At 58.6% G+C, this 16046-nt stretch carries 18 protein-coding genes; 9 read left to right on the forward strand and 9 right to left on the reverse strand.

Going from position 1 to position 16046, the window contains the following annotated elements; genetic code table 11:
• Positions 1-29 precede the first annotated feature (29 nt).
• The 4 genes from ACZZ0K_RS26825 (at position 30) to ACZZ0K_RS26840 (ending at position 3341) form a co-directional block, all read left to right on the forward strand.
• Positions 30-623 (forward strand): aminodeoxychorismate/anthranilate synthase component II, encoded by a 594-nt coding sequence (locus tag ACZZ0K_RS26825; RefSeq protein WP_041476683.1) that lies wholly within the window; start codon positions 30-32, stop codon positions 621-623.
• A gap of 9 nt (positions 624-632) precedes the next feature.
• Complete coding sequence (gene trpD, locus ACZZ0K_RS26830) at positions 633-1682, forward strand: anthranilate phosphoribosyltransferase (protein WP_041476682.1); 1050 nt, start codon at positions 633-635, stop codon at positions 1680-1682.
• Positions 1679-2515: an indole-3-glycerol phosphate synthase TrpC gene (gene trpC / locus ACZZ0K_RS26835; RefSeq protein WP_041476681.1), complete on the forward strand. Its 837-nt coding sequence runs from the start codon at positions 1679-1681 to the stop codon at positions 2513-2515. The genes trpD and trpC overlap by 4 nt, the downstream gene beginning before the upstream one ends.
• Before the next feature lie 124 nt (positions 2516-2639).
• Entirely contained in the window at positions 2640-3341 is a 702-nt protein-coding gene (locus ACZZ0K_RS26840; protein WP_258707263.1) for a lipoate--protein ligase family protein, read from the forward strand.
• A 9-nt stretch (positions 3342-3350) separates the two neighbouring features.
• Here the strand turns inward: ACZZ0K_RS26840 and crp are convergent, their stop codons facing one another.
• Positions 3351-3995, reverse strand: a complete 645-nt coding sequence (gene crp / locus ACZZ0K_RS26845) for a cAMP-activated global transcriptional regulator CRP (RefSeq protein ID WP_041476679.1) — start codon at positions 3993-3995, stop codon at positions 3351-3353.
• Between the two features lie 235 nt (positions 3996-4230).
• Between crp and ACZZ0K_RS26850 the strand changes: the two genes are divergently transcribed.
• Both ACZZ0K_RS26850 and speD read left to right on the forward strand, forming a co-directional pair.
• A complete protein-coding gene (locus ACZZ0K_RS26850) occupies positions 4231-4653 on the forward strand; it encodes an OsmC family protein (RefSeq protein WP_016772921.1) in 423 nt (140 codons plus the stop codon).
• A gap of 237 nt (positions 4654-4890) precedes the next feature.
• Entirely contained in the window at positions 4891-5685 is a 795-nt protein-coding gene (gene speD / locus ACZZ0K_RS26855) for an adenosylmethionine decarboxylase (protein ID WP_024014530.1), read from the forward strand.
• Between the two features lie 111 nt (positions 5686-5796).
• On the opposite strand, the gene coq7 is transcribed toward speD, so the two are convergent.
• The 6 genes from coq7 to hemJ all read right to left on the reverse strand — a co-directional run bounded on the left by coq7 (position 5797) and on the right by hemJ (position 10344).
• Entirely contained in the window at positions 5797-6444 is a 648-nt protein-coding gene (gene coq7 / locus ACZZ0K_RS26860; RefSeq protein ID WP_252878989.1) for a 2-polyprenyl-3-methyl-6-methoxy-1,4-benzoquinone monooxygenase, read from the reverse strand.
• A 196-nt stretch (positions 6445-6640) separates the two neighbouring features.
• Positions 6641-6979, reverse strand: a complete 339-nt coding sequence (locus ACZZ0K_RS26865; protein WP_017128660.1) for a histidine triad nucleotide-binding protein — start codon at positions 6977-6979, stop codon at positions 6641-6643.
• A 56-nt stretch (positions 6980-7035) separates the two neighbouring features.
• Positions 7036-7824: an SDR family NAD(P)-dependent oxidoreductase gene (locus tag ACZZ0K_RS26870; RefSeq protein WP_122612457.1), complete on the reverse strand. Its 789-nt coding sequence runs from the start codon at positions 7822-7824 to the stop codon at positions 7036-7038.
• A gap of 61 nt (positions 7825-7885) precedes the next feature.
• Positions 7886-8833 (reverse strand): DUF805 domain-containing protein, encoded by a 948-nt coding sequence (locus tag ACZZ0K_RS26875; RefSeq protein ID WP_258707262.1) that lies wholly within the window; start codon positions 8831-8833, stop codon positions 7886-7888.
• 80 nt (positions 8834-8913) lie between these two features.
• Positions 8914-9882 (reverse strand): NAD(P)H-dependent flavin oxidoreductase, encoded by a 969-nt coding sequence (locus tag ACZZ0K_RS26880; RefSeq protein WP_150743520.1) that lies wholly within the window; start codon positions 9880-9882, stop codon positions 8914-8916.
• 33 nt (positions 9883-9915) lie between these two features.
• Entirely contained in the window at positions 9916-10344 is a 429-nt protein-coding gene (gene hemJ / locus ACZZ0K_RS26885; protein ID WP_039757756.1) for a protoporphyrinogen oxidase HemJ, read from the reverse strand.
• 134 nt (positions 10345-10478) lie between these two features.
• On the opposite strand from hemJ, the gene argC reads away from it, so the two are divergent.
• Entirely contained in the window at positions 10479-11513 is a 1035-nt protein-coding gene (argC, locus tag ACZZ0K_RS26890) for an N-acetyl-gamma-glutamyl-phosphate reductase (RefSeq protein ID WP_042610443.1), read from the forward strand.
• Between the two features lie 147 nt (positions 11514-11660).
• Positions 11661-12011, forward strand: coding sequence for an iron-sulfur cluster insertion protein ErpA (gene erpA, locus ACZZ0K_RS26895; protein WP_007918905.1), 351 nt, complete (start codon positions 11661-11663; stop codon positions 12009-12011).
• Positions 12012-12080: 69 nt separating this feature from the next.
• Here erpA and ACZZ0K_RS26900 read toward each other — a convergent pair whose 3' ends face one another.
• Together ACZZ0K_RS26900 and ACZZ0K_RS26905 are read right to left on the reverse strand one after the other, a co-directional pair.
• Positions 12081-13172 carry an anhydro-N-acetylmuramic acid kinase gene (locus ACZZ0K_RS26900; protein ID WP_258707261.1) on the reverse strand — a complete coding sequence of 364 codons (1092 nt, stop codon included), beginning with the start codon at positions 13170-13172 and terminating at the stop codon, positions 12081-12083.
• 3 nt (positions 13173-13175) lie between these two features.
• Positions 13176-14600, reverse strand: coding sequence for a peptidoglycan DD-metalloendopeptidase family protein (locus ACZZ0K_RS26905; RefSeq protein WP_041476672.1), 1425 nt, complete (start codon positions 14598-14600; stop codon positions 13176-13178).
• Positions 14601-14812: 212 nt separating this feature from the next.
• On the opposite strand from ACZZ0K_RS26905, the gene tyrS reads away from it, so the two are divergent.
• Positions 14813-16012: a tyrosine--tRNA ligase gene (tyrS, locus tag ACZZ0K_RS26910; protein WP_016772931.1), complete on the forward strand. Its 1200-nt coding sequence runs from the start codon at positions 14813-14815 to the stop codon at positions 16010-16012.
• Positions 16013-16046 lie beyond the last annotated feature (34 nt).

Here is a 16046-nt window from a genome sequence, read left to right on the forward strand (position 1 = left end):
AAGTCAGAATTCAAGAGGTTCGAAACGCCATGTTGCTGATGATCGACAACTACGACTCCTTTACCTACAACGTTGTGCAATACCTCGGCGAGCTGGGTGCCGAGGTCAAAGTGGTGCGCAACGACGAACTGACCATCGCCGAAATCGAAGCGCTGAATCCCGAGCGCATTGTGGTTTCCCCGGGGCCGTGCACGCCCACCGAGGCGGGCGTTTCCATTGATGCGATCAAGCACTTCGCCGGCAAGCTGCCGATCCTCGGCGTTTGCCTCGGCCACCAGTCCATCGGCCAGGCCTTCGGCGGTGATGTGGTGCGTGCCCGCCAAGTCATGCACGGTAAGACTAGCCCGGTATTCCACGAGGACAAGGGCGTGTTTGCCGGCCTCAATCATCCGCTCACCGTTACCCGTTACCACTCGCTGATCGTCAAGCATGACAGCCTGCCCGATTGCCTCGAGCTGACCGCATGGACCCAGCACGACGACGGCTCGGTCGACGAGATCATGGGCCTGCGTCACAAGACCCTGAACATCGAGGGCGTACAGTTCCACCCCGAATCGATCCTCACCGAGCAGGGTCATGAACTGTTTGCCAATTTCCTCAAACAAACCGGCGGCACGCGCTAAGGACTTCCCATGAATATCAAGACAGCCCTCAGCCGTATCGTCGAACACCTCGACCTCAGCACCGATGAAATGCGCGATGTGATGCGCGAGATCATGACCGGCCAGTGCACCGAAGCGCAGATCGGCGCGTTCATGATGGCCATGCGCATGAAGAGCGAGAGCATCGACGAAATCGTCGGCGCGGTGTCGGTGATGCGCGAGCTGGCCGATCAGGTCGAGCTGAAAACCCTCGACGGCGTCGTCGATGTGGTAGGCACCGGCGGTGACGGTGCGAACATCTTCAACGTATCGACCGCGTCTTCCTTCGTTGTCGCAGCCGCCGGTTGCACCGTCGCCAAGCACGGCAATCGCGCGGTGTCCGGCAAGAGCGGCAGTGCCGATCTGCTGGAAGCTGCCGGAATTTATCTGAACCTGACCCCGGTGCAGGTCGCGCGCTGCATCGACAACGTCGGCATCGGTTTCATGTTCGCCCAGACTCACCACAAAGCGATGAAGTACGCCGCCGGCCCGCGCCGCGAACTCGGCCTGCGCACGCTGTTCAACATGCTCGGCCCGCTTACGAATCCGGCCGGTGTGAAGCATCAGGTAGTCGGCGTGTTCACTCAGGCGCTGTGCCGGCCATTGGCCGAAGTCTTGCAAAGACTGGGCAGCAAACACGTGCTGGTCGTGCATTCGAAGGACGGCCTGGATGAGTTCAGCCTCGCCGCGCCGACCTTTGTCGCTGAATTGAAAAACAACGAAATCACTGAGTATTGGGTCGAACCGGAAGACCTCGGCATGAAGAGCCAGAGCCTGCACGGCCTGTCGGTTGAAGGCCCGGAAGCATCGCTGGCGCTGATCCGTGACGCCCTCGGCAAGCGCAAAACCGAAAACGGCCAGAAAGCTGCCGAGATGATTGTGCTCAATGCCGGTGCGGCGCTGTATGCCGCCGACCTCGCAAGCAGTCTGAAACAAGGTGTGGAGCTGGCGCACGATGCGCTGCACACCGGCCTCGCTCGGGAAAAGCTCGAGGAGCTGGGTGCCTTTACCGCGGTATTCAAAGTGGAGAATGAAGGATGAGTGTACCGACGGTTCTGGAAAACATTCTGGCGCGCAAGGTTGAGGAAGTCGCCGAGCGCAGCGCTCGGGTCAGCCTGAGCGAGCTGGAAAGTCTGGCCAAGGCGGCCGATGCACCCCGTGGTTTTGCCCAGGCTTTGCTGGCGCAAGCGAAGAAGAAACAACCGGCCGTGATTGCCGAAATCAAAAAGGCTTCGCCGAGCAAAGGCGTGATCCGCGAAGACTTCGTGCCGGCAGACATTGCCAAGAGCTACGAAAAGGGTGGGGCCACCTGTCTGTCGGTGCTGACCGATATCGACTACTTCCAGGGCGCCGATGCCTACCTGCAACAGGCGCGCGCCGCCTGCAAATTGCCGGTGATCCGCAAGGATTTCATGATCGATCCGTACCAGATCGTTGAAGCCCGTGCGCTTGGCGCCGATTGCGTGTTGTTGATCGTCTCCGCCCTGGACGACGTGAAAATGGCCGAGCTGGCCGCCGTGGCCAAAGGGGTCGGTCTCGACGTCTTGGTGGAAGTGCACGACGGTGACGAGCTGGAGCGCGCGCTTAAGACTCTCGACACGCCGCTGGTCGGGGTCAACAACCGCAACCTTCACACATTTGACGTCAGTCTGGAAACCACCCTCGACCTGCTGCCGCGCATCCCGCGCGATCGCCTGGTGATCACCGAGAGCGGCATCCTCAATCGGGCCGACGTCGAGCTGATGGAAATCAGCGATGTGTACTCGTTCCTGGTCGGCGAAGCGTTCATGCGCGCGGAAAATCCAGGCATTGAATTGCAGCGCCTGTTCTTTCCGGAGCGTGGTGTGCCGATCAGTGGTTCGACCCTCGACTGACCGAGTCGACCTCATTCGCGAGCAGGCTCGGTCCCACAGGGAAATGCATTCCAGTGTGGGAGCGAGCCTGCTCGCGAAGAGGCGCTAAATTCCGCTAAAGAGATTCAATCTGCCGGAGCTCACCATGTCGTTGCCAAACCCCCTGACCATCGAATCCGGCCTGCAAGCCGAACAGGACTTGCTGGCCTCGGTCTGCGCTGGCGACGCCGAATTCGGCCTGCTGTTCTGGCAACCCACCGATCGCGCGCTGGTCATGCCGCGCCGCCTCAACCGTCTCCCGCATTTCGACCACGCCTGCGAAGTTTCCGCTGCTGCTGGCTGGCCGGTGCTGTTGCGTGAAACCGGTGGTGAGCCCGTCCCGCAATCCGCTGCGACCATCAACATTGCCTTGGTGTATGCCCCGCCTCGCAGCGAAGGCGATCTGAACCGCATCGAAACCGGCTACCGCCGCCTGTGCGATCCGATCTGTCAGTTGCTGGATGAATTGGGTGGCACCTCGTCGGTCGGGGAAATCGACGGCGCATTCTGTGATGGACGTTTCAACATCAATCTCGACGGTCGCAAGATGGTCGGCACGGCCCAGCGCTGGCGCCAGAGTCAGGGCGGCCAGCGTCCGGTGGGCCTGGTGCACGGTGCGATGCTGATGGATGACGAGCGCGAAGCGATGGTTGCTGCGGTCAATCGCTTCAATGAAGCCTGCGGCCTGGATCAGCGGGTGAGGGCGCAAAGCCACATCGCCCTGCATGAGAAATTCAACGCGCCACAGGCATTGGCGCGTCTCGATGAATTGTTTCGTTTGATGCTGGCGCAGATTTACAGTGCCTGATTTACGAGCTTAGCGCGTACCGAAGACCACCATGGTCTTGCCTTTCACATCGACCAGGTTGCGTTCTTCCAGATCCTTGAGCACGCGGCCGACCATCTCTCGAGAACAGCCGACGATTCGACCGATCTCCTGGCGGGTGACCTTGATCTGCATGCCGTCCGGGTGAGTCATGGCGTCCGGTTGTTTGCACAACTCCAGCAGGCAGCGGGCGACTCGGCCAGTGACATCGAAAAACGCCAGGTCGCCGACTTTGCGCGTGGTGTTACGCAGGCGTTGTGCGATTTGTCCGCTGAGGGCGTAAAGAATGTCTGGATCTTGCTGCGACAGTTCGCGGAACTTGGCGTAACTGATTTCCGCGGTTTCGCATTCAACTTTGGCACGCACCCAGGCGCTGCGCTCCTGCTCCTGACCTGCCTGCTCGAACAGACCCAGTTCGCCGAAGAAATCCCCGGCGTTCAGGTAAGCGATGATCATCTCGCGACCATCGTCGTCTTCGATGAGGATGGTGACGGAGCCTTTGATGATGAAAAACAACGTGTCCGAGCGATCCCCGGCGCAGATGATATTGCTCTTGGCCGCATGACGCCGGCGCTGGCAATGCATCAACAGCTTGTCGATGTTCTTGATTTTGGGTGTGGGGGTAATAGCAACCATGGTTGTATCCCGAAAAGACTGCACGGTGATGTTTGAGTTTTTATGAGGCGCTGAAGGCGGTCGCTACAGAGCTGACGAATTGGCGCCAGCGAATTGGCGCCAGCTTACCAGACACTCCGTCGAGAATTCGAGAAATTACCTACAGCCAGAAAGCATCGGTCCTAGGACGTCGTTCCTGTCGGGACAAAGTGCTGTGCTAAGCTGGCGACCCTTTTTTTACAGTGGAGTCTGGGCGATGAAGGCACGCATCCAATGGGCTGGCGAAGCCATGTTCCTCGGCGAATCCGGCAGTGGTCATGTCGTGGTGATGGACGGCCCGCCAGATGCCGGTGGCCGTAACCTCGGGGTTCGCCCGATGGAAATGCTCTTGCTGGGTGTCGGCGGTTGCAGCAACTTCGACGTGGTCAGCATCCTGAAGAAGTCGCGCCAGGCCGTTGAAAGCTGTGAAGCCTTCCTTGATGCCGAGCGTGCGACTGAAGATCCCAAGGTGTTTACCAAGATCCACATGCACTTCGTGGTCAAGGGCCGGGGCCTGAAGGAAGCTCAGGTCAAGCGCGCCATCGAGCTGTCGGCCGAGAAGTATTGCTCGGCGTCGATCATGCTCGGCGCGGCTGGCGTGGCAATCACCCACGATTATGAAATCGTCGAACTCGGCTGAACCGACATTCAACTATCATAAAAGCAGTGCAGACTCTGGCGATCCCCCGCTGACGTCTGCATAATGCGCCACTTTTTTCAGGGCAGTGATCGGTCAGCCGACGGGTCATCCGCCTGAACAGATAACCAAAATCGCCATCGCGAAGAGGTGTTAACCGTCCTACGCAGGTGCGTTGTTCGCACTTGACGGGCATGCTTGATCACGCGGCCGCGCCGCATACATAGAGAGTTTTTAACGGTGAAAAGCAAACTCAAGCTCCACGGGTTCAATAACCTGACAAAGACCTTGAGCTTCAACATCTATGACATCTGCTACGCGGAAACCCCGCAAGACCAGCAGGCTTACGTTGAGTACATCAATCAAGAGTACAACGCGAAACGCCTGACGCAGATTCTCACAGAAGTTGTCGAGATCATTGGTGCCAACATCCTGAACATCGCCAGTCAGGACTATGAACCCCAGGGCGCCAGCGTCACGATTCTGATTTCGGAAGAGCCGGTAACCCCGACTGACAGCCAGATCGAAGAATCGCCGGGCCCGTTGCCCGAAATTATTCTGGCCCACCTCGACAAGAGCCACATCACGGTGCACACCTATCCGGAAATCCATCCGGACGACGGTATTGCAACGTTCCGTGTGGATATCGACGTGTCGACCTGTGGTGTCATTTCACCGCTCAAAGCGCTCAACTTCCTCATTCACCAGTTCGATTCGGACATCGTGACCGTGGATTACCGTGTGCGCGGTTTCACCCGTGACGTTGAAGGCAACAAGCACTTCATCGACCACGAGATCAACTCGATCCAGAACTACCTCTCCGAAGACACCCGCGACGCGTACCAGATGACCGACGTGAACGTGTACCAGGAAAACCTGTTCCACACCAAAATGCTGCTGAAGAACTTCGAACTGGACAACTACCTGTTCGGCGACGCCACCAGCAACCTATCGCCCGAGCAGCGTGCCCAGGTGACCGACCGTGTGAAACACGAAATGCTGGAAATCTTCTACGCGCGCAATATGCCGACCTAAGATTCCCGGAAACAAAAAAGGCGACCTCCTGGTCGCCTTTTTCATGCTTCAGACAAAACCCCTGTGGGAGCTGGCTTGCCAGCGATAGAGCAATGTCGGGCGATACATATCTCAGATCCGATAAGAACTCTTGGTCATCACCTTGGCCAACAAGCTCATCCCGAACTTGACCGGCGCCGGAAAACGAAACCCGCCCGCATCCAGGGCACTTTCCGCATGGTGTTCTTCATCGATGCGCATCTGCTCAAGAATCGCCCGGGACTTTTCGTCCTCGGCCGGCAATTGCTCCAGATGTTCGTTCAAGTGCTTGCAGACCTGATGCTCGGTCGCCGCTACGAACCCTAGACTGACCTTGTCGCTGATCAGTCCTGCGACCGCGCCGATACCGAACGACATGCCGTAAAACAGTGGGTTCAGCACGCTGGTGTGGCTGCCCAACTGATGGATGCGCTGCTCGCACCAGACCAGATGATCGATCTCTTCTTCAGCCGCGTGCTCCATGGCTGCGCGTACCTGCGGCAACTTGGCGGTCAGCGCTTGCCCCTGATACAGCGCCTGAGCGCAGACTTCGCCGGTATGGTTGATGCGCATCAGACCGGCGACGTGGCGAGTGTCTTCATCGCTCATCTGCGTATCCGGCTGCAGAATCGCTGGCGACGGGCGGTACGGCTGGCCACTGAAGGGCAACAGAGTGCGCATCGCGGCATCGGCTTGCAGCAGCAGACGGTCTATGGGCGAGTAGTGACGTTGGGTAGTCATGCTGACCTCCGGGAAGAATCTCGGCGGCCAGTTTAACCGAATCGGCCGGCGAGGGTTTGCGCTGGGTCACTTGCTGCGCGGTCAGGCTTTTTTGTGGGAGCGAGCCTGCTCGAGAAAGCGGATTATCGGATACTGAAGTGTTGAATGTATCGGCGCCTTCGCGAGCAGGCTCGCTCCCACAGTTGGTTGTCGCCAGTCAGCCCGGCGGCCAGTTCATCTGGCGCTGACCCAGCACGTGCATATGAATGTGATAGACAGTCTGCCCACCAAGTTCATTGCAGTTCATCACTACGCGGAAGCCTTCTTCGCAACCCAGTTCCAGCGCCAGACGCTGCGCGGTGAACAGGATGTGCCCGGCCAGCGCCTTGTCGTCTTCGGTCAGGTCGTTGAGCGTGCGCACCGGTTTTTTCGGGATTACCAGAAAGTGCACCGGAGCCTGGGGGGCGATGTCGTGGAAGGCCAGAACCTGGTCGTCCTCGTAAATGATCTTCGCCGGGATTTCCCGGTTGATGATCTTGGTGAACAGAGTATCCACTGCTGTTTCTCCGTTGAGTTGGGCTGAATCGAGTGTACCGCTTCGAAGTTGTCTTCCTAGCGGGGGCAGTAAGCTTTGTTGACCATGCCGACAATCGTCCGGTTAAGCCAGCGCGAACCCAGCCGCGGCAGGAACGCCAGCCAGCGATTGCGTCGTCCCGGAATGATGATGGCGCGGTTTTTATCTAGTGCGCGTACGGCATGCAGTGCCACTTCTTCCGGACTCATCAGCGAGTGGCTGCTTTCGATCTTTTCGCTACTCATCTGTGCGGTTCGGAAGAACGGTGTGCGCGTCGGGCCGGGGCACAGCACCGAAACTTTCACGCCGCTTTGTTTGAGCTCCACGCGCAAGGCTTCGGAAAAATGCAGCACATAGGCTTTGCTGGCGTAGTACGTGCTCATCCACGGGCCAGGACTGTAGGCGGCGACCGACGCGACGTTGAGAATCTGCCCGCCACCCAGCAGCGCCATGCTGTTACCCACCGCATGACAGAGGCGGGTGAGGGCGAGGATATTGACCTCGATGAGGTCCTGCTCGGTCATCCAGTCCTGCGCGAGGAATGGCCCGCAAGTGCCGATGCCGGCGCAGTTGACCAGTAGATCGATCTGCCGGTCACCTTCTTCGAGCTCCAGCAAAAAACCGGAAAGGCGCAACGGTTCGCCGAGGTCGCAGGCGCGAAACAATACTTCGACATCGAAACGCTGGGTCAGCTCGATGGCGATACTTTCCAGCTGATCACGCTGCCGTGCCACCAGAATCAGGCTGCGGCCGCGCCGGGCCAGTGCTTCGGCCATGGCCAGGCCGATGCCGCTGGAAGCACCGGTGATCAGAGCGTAACGGGTCATGCAGTTCTCCATCGCAACAGCTCCGCGCCGGCGACGCGGTTGTCGCGGCAGGGAGCGCTGTTCATTCTTGCGCAGAGTCTACAGGGGCCTGCGCCGGTTCGGCTGCCTCGTCGGCGGAAATCGCTGGCGGCTCGACAACCTCAACTTCGTCGGTGGTCACCGCGCCGCTGTCATAGCTGCTCTCCAGATTGCTTTCATATTCTTCCTGCACAGCCGAGAAGCCGCCAAGAAGGCCTCCGGCAAAAATCAGTGCGAAGAACACGATCCACAACGAGCACAGCACTTTGACCGCCGTGCTGTTCGGCGGTGGTGGCGGGCCATAGCGGTTGGCGCCGGTATTGCCGGGTACGACCATCATCACCAGCGGGAAAAAACTGCCGACGAACGGCACCAGATTCAACAACCACAGCCAGCCCGACCAGCCGATATCGTGCAGGCGCTGAACGCTGAACAGAATGCTGACGATCATGAAACCGAGGAACAGGAAGACCGCCAGAATGCCGCCGAGGATCAGGCCTGTGGTTGAATCGCCACTGACCAGACCCAAGGCAATCAAGGCAAACACACCGACGATGGGCAGGGTCACCAGGCTCAGGACCATGGTCCAGGCGAGAAAGCGCAGGCGACCGATCCGGCCTTCGACGCTGAATGGCTTGAGCGTGGCGAATGGCGGCAGAGCTTCACCGACATTGGCGCGCGGTGGGGCGTAAGGCGAGTCCGGTTCCACAACCGCTGCAGAGTTATCGTGGACGTCCGCCAGATTCAGCTCGATGGCGGTTTCCGCTTCTATCCGCGCATCGATCCCGGTTTTGTTCAATGCCTGCAGATACGTCTGGGCATCGCTGTGGGACAGATCACGTTTGAGGGCGATGGTGCGGCCATTGAACAGGCGCTCGATGGCGGCCACATCGCTTTTGAACAGATCCGCCAGATTCAGTTTGGCGGTGGTGAGGTCGACGCCGGGCTGCAGCGCGCCGTCGAAGACGATCTTGTAACGGGTGTCGCTCATGGCCGAGGCATCCTTGTCGCGATTGGGTTTGCAGTAGTCAGTTCAAGGCCAGTCTGAAAGCGACTGGCCGGGGGTATTGCTCAGCGCGGCCAGCGTTCCGGCAGCTGTGCGGCGCGCGCCTGAGCCTGACGATATTCTGCGTCGAGCCGCGCAATCAACTGATCCACGCTTGGCAGGTCACCAATCTGGCCAACACCCTGGCCCGCCGACCACACGGTCTTCCAGGCTTTGGCTTCATCGTTGATCGGCTTTAGCTTGTCGCCGAAGTTCACCTCGCCCTTGCCTTGCAGTGCCGCCATGTCGAAACCGGCCGCCTCCAGGCTCTGGCGCATGAAACTGGCCGGCACTCCCGACACTGCTGGAGTATGAATGATGTCGGCAGCCTTGGCTGTCAGCAGCATGTCTTTGTAGGCGTCAGGCGCGTGACTTTCTGTGGTGCCGATAAATCGCGTACCGAAGTAGGCCAAATCCGCGCCGAGCAGTTGCGCGGCGAGAATCTCATGGCCGTGGTTCAGACATCCTGCAAGCAAGAGTGTCTTGTCGAAGAACTCACGGATCTCGGCAATCAGCGCAAACGGGCTCCAGGTACCAGCATGCCCGCCGGCACCGGCCGCGACGGCAATCAGCCCGTCGACACCGGCTTCAGCGGCTTTTTCGGCATGGCGCCGCGTGGTCACGTCGTGAAACACCAGACCGCCATAGCTGTGCACCGCGTCGACCAGTTCCTTCACCGCGCCGAGGCTGGTGATAACGATCGGCACCTTGTGCTCCACGCAGATGTCCAGATCCGCCTGCAGGCGCGGATTACTGTGGTGAACAATCAGGTTCACCGCATAAGGGGCCGGATTATCCAGAGTCGCCAGGCTTGCTTCGATCTGTTCCAGCCAAGCCTTGAACCCACTGCTTTCGCGTTGGTTCAGCGCCGGAAAGCTGCCGACCACACCATTGCGGCAGCAGGCGAGCACCAGTTCCGGATTGGAGATCAGGAACATCGGTGCCGCCACCACGGGCAGACGCAGACGTTGTTCGAGCAAAGCGGGCAGCGACATTGTGAACACCCCGAAGATTTTTATTGATTGAAGTTAGAACGGCTTGACCACGACCAGAATTACGATAGCCAGCAATATCAGAACCGGCACTTCATTGAACCAGCGATAAAAGACATGGCTGCGGGTGTTTTCGCCACGGGCAAAGCGTTTGACCTGCGCGCCGCACATGTGGTGGTAGCCGATCAGCAATACGACCAGGGTCAGTTTGGCGTGGATCCAGCCGCCCTGGCTGAAAAGGCTAGGGTTGAGGTAGATCAGCCAGCCACCGAAGATCAGCGTGGCGATCATCGCCGGGCCCATGATGCCGCGATACAGCTTGCGCTCCATGACGCTGAAGCGTTCCTGGCTGATCGTGTCTGCGCTTTGCGCGTGGTAAACGAACAGGCGCGGCAAGTAGAACAGTCCGGCAAACCAGCAGACGACGCTGACAATGTGAAACGCTTTGAGCCATAGATAGAGCATTTTTGGGTATTCCCTCATTCACGGTAGCCAGATAGTAGAGGCTTGAGCGTCCGCGCGTCACCTTGGCGGTTGTCGCAGGCGCGCGCGGCCCCTATTATCGACGGCTTTCCAGTGGGTTCGTTGAGGGCAGGTTTATGGTCAAGGTCGGTATCGTCGGCGGCACGGGTTACACCGGTGTCGAACTGCTGCGTCTGTTGGCACAGCATCCGCAGGCAGAAGTGGTCGTCATCACTTCCCGATCCGAGGCCGGTCTGGCCGTAGCTGACATGTACCCGAACCTGCGCGGTCACTATGACGGGCTGGCCTTCAGCGTGCCGGACGTGAAAACCCTTGGCGCTTGCGATGTGGTGTTTTTCGCCACGCCGCACGGTGTGGCTCACGCCTTGGCAGGCGAACTGCTGGCGGCGGGCACCAAGGTCATCGACCTGTCCGCCGACTTCCGTCTGCAAGACGCTGATGAATGGGCCAAGTGGTACGGCCAGCCGCACGGCGCACCGGAATTGCTGGACGAAGCGGTCTATGGTCTGCCGGAAGTCAATCGCGAGCAGATCAAGAAAGCGCGCCTGATCGCGGTACCGGGTTGCTATCCGACCGCAACGCAATTGGGTTTTCTCCCATTGCTGGAAGCAGGTCTGGCTGACGCATCGCGTTTGATCGCCGACTGCAAATCCGGTGTCAGTGGTGCCGGGCGTGGTGCGGCTGTAGGTTCTTTGTACTCCGAGACGTCGGAAAGCATGAAGGCCTACGCGGTAAAAGGTCATCGCCACCTGCCGGAAATTCGCCAGGGCCTGCGTCGCGCGGCGGGCAAGGATGTCGGCCTGACCTTCGTACCGCACCTGACGCCGATGATTCGCGGTATCCATTCGACGCTCTACGCGACTGTGGTCGATCGTTCGGTGGATCTGCAGGCACTGTTCGAAAAGCGCTATGCCAACGAACCGTTCGTCGATGTAATGCCAGCCGGCAGCCATCCGGAAACCCGTAGCGTGCGCGGCGCCAACGTGTGCCGCATCGCCGTGCATCGTCCACAGGATGGCGATCTGGTGGTGGTACTCTCGGTGATTGACAACCTGGTCAAGGGCGCCTCGGGCCAGGCGGTGCAGAACATGAACATTCTGTTCGGACTGGACGAGCGCTTCGGCCTGTCACACGCCGGTATGCTGCCGTAACGTTAGCCACAACCTGTAAGCCGCAAGCTTGGAGCTCACTGCTTGAAGCTTGCCGCTGCTCCTCTAATAGTTGACCAATTTTCTAGGACAAGCGGATAATGCGCGTCATCACGCATTATGGCGGCGTAACGCCGGGAGATAGTCAGCATGAGCGTCGAATCCTTCACCCCCACGGCTTTGCAATTCACTCAAGGTGCTGCGCACAAGGTGAAGAGCCTGGTCGATGAAGAGGGGAATGATCGCTTGAAGCTGCGCGTATTTGTTACGGGCGGCGGTTGTTCAGGGTTTCAATACGGTTTCACCTTCGATGAAGACGTGGCTGATGACGACACCATTGTCGAGCGCGAAGGCGTGAGTCTGGTGGTTGATCCGATGAGTTTCCAGTACCTGGCCGGCGCGGAGGTGGACTACCAGGAAGGTCTGGAAGGTTCACGCTTCGTGATCAAGAACCCGAACGCGACAACGACTTGTGGTTGCGGGTCGTCGTTCTCGATCTGATCGCGCTTTACAGCACACAACAAAACGCCGCAGAGCCTTTCGGTTCTGCGGCGTTTTTGTTTCTGAAGGTTATGCCGGGTAGATGGCGCCGAGTACGCGCAGGCCGCGAGCGCCGGTGACGCTTGGCCGATTGGCGGCGATGCCTTCCAGGCAGCAATGGGCGAGCCAGGCGAAGGCCATGGCTTCCACCCAATCCGGATCAACCCCGTGAGTTGCGGTGCTGGCGACTTGGGTATTTGGCAGCAGGTCCGCCAGACGTTTCATCAGCGTGGCGTTGTGCGCGCCGCCGCCACAGACCAGCAGTTCCTGAGTGCCCGATTGAGCGCTTTGTAGCGACTCGACGATGGTCAGCGCCGTAAGTTCGAGCAGGGTGGCCTGAACGTCTTCGGCAGCGAAAGTCGGCAGACGCGATAGATGCTGTTCCAGCCATGGCAGATTGAAGACTTCCCGGCCCGTACTTTTCGGGCCTTTGGTCACGAAGAACGGGTCGCTGAGCAGCGCCTTGAGCAGGGCTGGTTCAACCTTGCCGGTCGCAGCCCATTTGCCGTCCCGGTCATAGTTTTCGCCACGTTGCCGGTGAATCCAGGCGTCCATCAGAACATTCCCCGGCCCGCAGTCGAAACCGGCTACCGGTTTGTTCGGCTCAATCAGGCTGAGATTGCTGAATCCGCCGACATTCAAGACAGCCTGGTTACCAGTACGCTCTTCAAACAAAGCTTCGTGAAAGGCTGGTACCAGAGGCGCACCTTGGCCACCCGCTGCGACATCGCGGCTGCGGAAATCACCGACGACGGTAATACCGGTCAACTCAGTCAGCAGGGCTGGATTACCGATCTGCACGGTAAACCCGCGCGCCGGCTCATGGCGAATGGTCTGACCGTGGCTGCCGATAGCGCGGATTGCTTCGGGCTTGAGTTGTTGCTGCGCGAGGAGGGTGTGAATGCCCGACGCGGCAAGTTCGACCCAGTGTTGCTGGGCAATCGCCGAGCGGGCGATCTCGTCGGGGCCGCTGGCGCACAAGCCAAGCAGCTCGGCGCGCAGGGAGTCAGGCATTGGCAGGTAGTGGGTGGCGATCAGTTTGATCGCCGAGGTCTGCTCGATCAGGGCGATGTCCAGCCCGTCGAGACTGGTTCCGGACATCACACCGATATACAGGGCCATGGCTTAGCGCTTGCTCGAAGCCAGCATGGTGGCCTTCTCTTGATCCATGCGCGCCATCAGTGGCTGGCTCTGCGCGAGGAAGCGCGCGCGTTCGGACTTGGCGATCGGATCGGCCATTGGCAGCTTCTGGCCCAGCGGATCGACGTGAACGCCGTTGACCTGGAACTCATAGTGCAAATGCGGGCCGGTGGACAGTCCGGTGGTGCCGATATAGCCAATGACTTGACCTTGCTTGACGCTGCCACCGGTTTTCACGCCTTTGGCAAAGCCTTGCATATGGCCATAGAGCGTACGGTAAGTGTTGCCGTGCTGAATGATCACAGTGTTGCCGTAGCCACCACGACGACCGGCCAGCAACACTTTGCCGTCACCGGCAGCCTTGATCGGCGTGCCTCGCGGCGCTGCGTAGTCGACACCTTTGTGGGCGCGGATCTTGTTGAGGATCGGGTGCTTGCGGCCCATGGAAAACTTCGAGCTGATGCGGGCGAAGTCAACAGGGGTGCGGATGAAGGCCTTGCGCATGCTGTTGCCATCGGCAGTGTAATAGCTGCTGTTGCCTTGTTTGTTGGTGTAGCGAACGGCGGTGTAAGTCTTGCCGCGGTTGGTGAAGCGCGCCGACAGGATCGGGCCGGTGCCGACGGCCTTGCCGTTGATGACTTTCTGCTCGTAGATCACATCGAATTCATCGCCCTGACGAATGTCCTGCGCGAAATCGATGTCGTAGCCAAAGACACTGGCCATGTCCATGGTCATGCTGTGAGAAAGGCCGGCGCGGGCTGCGGACTGCGACAGTGAGCTGTTGATGACACCGTGGACGTAGGCAGTGCGAACAGTTGGCTTGGCAGTCACTCGGTTGAACGAATAACCCTTGTCATTCTTGGTCAGGGTGATGGTTTCAACGTCGCTGACCTTGCTGTGCAGGCTGGTCAACTGGCCTTCCGGACTCAGTTCGAACTCGAGTTTCTGGCCACGCTTGAGCTGGCTGAACTGTTTGGCTTGCTTGTCGCTTGCCAGTACTTCGTGCACGGAGGCTGCAGGCAGACCGACTTTTTCAAACAGGGTAGACAGCGTATCGCCTTTGGAAACCACGACTTCACGGTGCCCAGGCTCTTTCGGTTTCTCAGCAGGCGCCACAGGTGCTGGCGCGGTTTCAGCGGTTTGCGCGGCGTTTTCGTCGCTGTTTTCGATTTGGGCGAACGGCGAAGCTGCGGGCTCGTTTGTGGCTTGAGCCGCATCAGCAGCGTCTTGATCTTGTGTCAGTTGTTCAGCAGGACTTTCCAGTTCAAGACTCAGAGTCGTCTTTTTGGCTTCAACATCGCTGGAGGGAAATACCAGCAGCGCCAGGCTGAGAAGGGCGGCGATTCCACTTGCGGCGAGCAGGTGGGTCTTCGGGTAAAGCGGGGGCGCTTTAGACGGTTCTGTGGTCATAGGTAATTTTTGACTTTGAAATAGATGAATTGGAAAAGATGAATGACATGATGAAGATGAAATAACTGTATAAAATATAACCAAATCATCGCTGAAGCAAGTCTACAGACCTCGGGTCTGTGGATTGGTGTCCGTGCGCCGGGCAAAACTTGTAATTGGTGCGCGTTCTTGTATGGTTGGTTCCCTTTGAATCTGAGCCTTGCGGGTCTGTTATGAAGTCGGTTGAAGAGCAGCTAGCGCTGATTAAACGTGGTGCGGAAGAACTGTTGGTCGAGTCCGAGCTGGTCGAGAAGCTCAAGCGCGGCCAACCGCTGCGTATCAAGGCTGGTTTCGATCCGACCGCTCCGGATCTGCATCTGGGTCATACGGTGCTTATTAATAAGCTGCGCCAGTTCCAGGAGCTGGGGCACCAGGTCATCTTCCTTATAGGTGACTTCACCGGGATGATCGGTGATCCGAGTGGCAAAAGCGCAACGCGTCCACCGCTGACGCGTGAACAGGTTCTGGAAAATGCTGAGACTTACAAGACTCAGGTTTTCAAAATCCTTGATCCGGCGAAAACCGAAGTTGCCTTCAACTCCACCTGGATGGACAAGATGGGGCCGGCGGATTTCATTCGCCTGACTTCGCAATACACGGTCGCTCGCATGCTTGAGCGCGATGACTTCGACAAGCGCTACACCACCAACCAGCCAATCGCTATTCACGAATTCCTCTATCCGCTGGTTCAGGGTTATGACTCGGTCGCGCTGCGCGCCGATGTCGAGCTGGGCGGTACCGATCAGAAATTCAACCTGCTGATGGGGCGTGAGTTGCAGCGTGGGTATGGTCAGGAGGCACAGTGCATTCTGACGATGCCATTGCTGGAAGGTCTGGATGGCGTGAAGAAGATGTCCAAGTCGCTGGGCAACTATGTCGGTATCCAGGAAGCACCAGGCGTCATGTACAGCAAGCTGGTTTCCATCCCGGATGCGCTGATGTGGCGTTACTTCGAGTTGCTCAGCTTTCGCTCAATGGACGAGATCAACGCCTTCCGGGCTGACGTCGAAGCTGGAGCGAATCCACGCGACATCAAAATCAAGCTGGCTGAAGAGATCGTTGCGCGCTTCCATGGTGAAGAGGCTGCGGCGAATGCTCACCGAGGCGCCGGCAACCGCATGAAGGATGGCGAGCTTCCAGATGACTTGCCTGAGATCGAACTGTCTTCGGTTGAGGATATGCCGATCGCTGCCGTCCTTAATAAGGCAGGCCTGGTGAAGAACTCGGCGGCGGCGCGTGATCTGTTGGCGGCGGGTGGGGTGCGTGTTGATGGTGAGGTGGTTGATCGTTCCTTTATATATGTACTGGGCACGACTCACGTTTGTCAGGCCGGCAAGAAGGCTTTTGCACGTATTACGCTGAAATCTGAATAAAGTTGAAATTGGGGGTTGACGGCGAATTTTAGAA

The sequence above is a fragment of the Pseudomonas sp. AC255 genome (assembly GCF_979258175.1).

Bases quoted from the DNA above. Each gene is read 5' to 3' on its own strand.
- ACZZ0K_RS26825 (WP_041476683.1), top strand. From the start codon at position 30: ATGTTGCTGATGATCGACAACTACGACTCCTTTACCTACAACGTTGTG.
- trpD (WP_041476682.1), top strand. From the start codon at position 633: ATGAATATCAAGACAGCCCTCAGCCGTATCGTCGAACACCTCGACCTC.
- trpC (WP_041476681.1), top strand. From the start codon at position 1,679: ATGAGTGTACCGACGGTTCTGGAAAACATTCTGGCGCGCAAGGTTGAG.
- ACZZ0K_RS26840 (WP_258707263.1), top strand. From the start codon at position 2,640: ATGTCGTTGCCAAACCCCCTGACCATCGAATCCGGCCTGCAAGCCGAA.
- crp (WP_041476679.1), bottom strand. From the start codon at position 3,995: ATGGTTGCTATTACCCCCACACCCAAAATCAAGAACATCGACAAGCTG.
- ACZZ0K_RS26850 (WP_016772921.1), top strand. From the start codon at position 4,231: ATGAAGGCACGCATCCAATGGGCTGGCGAAGCCATGTTCCTCGGCGAA.
- coq7 (WP_252878989.1), bottom strand. From the start codon at position 6,444: ATGACTACCCAACGTCACTACTCGCCCATAGACCGTCTGCTGCTGCAA.
- ACZZ0K_RS26870 (WP_122612457.1), bottom strand. From the start codon at position 7,824: ATGACCCGTTACGCTCTGATCACCGGTGCTTCCAGCGGCATCGGCCTG.
- ACZZ0K_RS26875 (WP_258707262.1), bottom strand. From the start codon at position 8,833: ATGAGCGACACCCGTTACAAGATCGTCTTCGACGGCGCGCTGCAGCCC.
- ACZZ0K_RS26880 (WP_150743520.1), bottom strand. From the start codon at position 9,882: ATGTCGCTGCCCGCTTTGCTCGAACAACGTCTGCGTCTGCCCGTGGTG.
- hemJ (WP_039757756.1), bottom strand. From the start codon at position 10,344: ATGCTCTATCTATGGCTCAAAGCGTTTCACATTGTCAGCGTCGTCTGC.
- argC (WP_042610443.1), top strand. From the start codon at position 10,479: ATGGTCAAGGTCGGTATCGTCGGCGGCACGGGTTACACCGGTGTCGAA.
- erpA (WP_007918905.1), top strand. From the start codon at position 11,661: ATGAGCGTCGAATCCTTCACCCCCACGGCTTTGCAATTCACTCAAGGT.
- ACZZ0K_RS26900 (WP_258707261.1), bottom strand. From the start codon at position 13,172: ATGGCCCTGTATATCGGTGTGATGTCCGGAACCAGTCTCGACGGGCTG.
- ACZZ0K_RS26905 (WP_041476672.1), bottom strand. From the start codon at position 14,600: ATGACCACAGAACCGTCTAAAGCGCCCCCGCTTTACCCGAAGACCCAC.
- tyrS (WP_016772931.1), top strand. From the start codon at position 14,813: ATGAAGTCGGTTGAAGAGCAGCTAGCGCTGATTAAACGTGGTGCGGAA.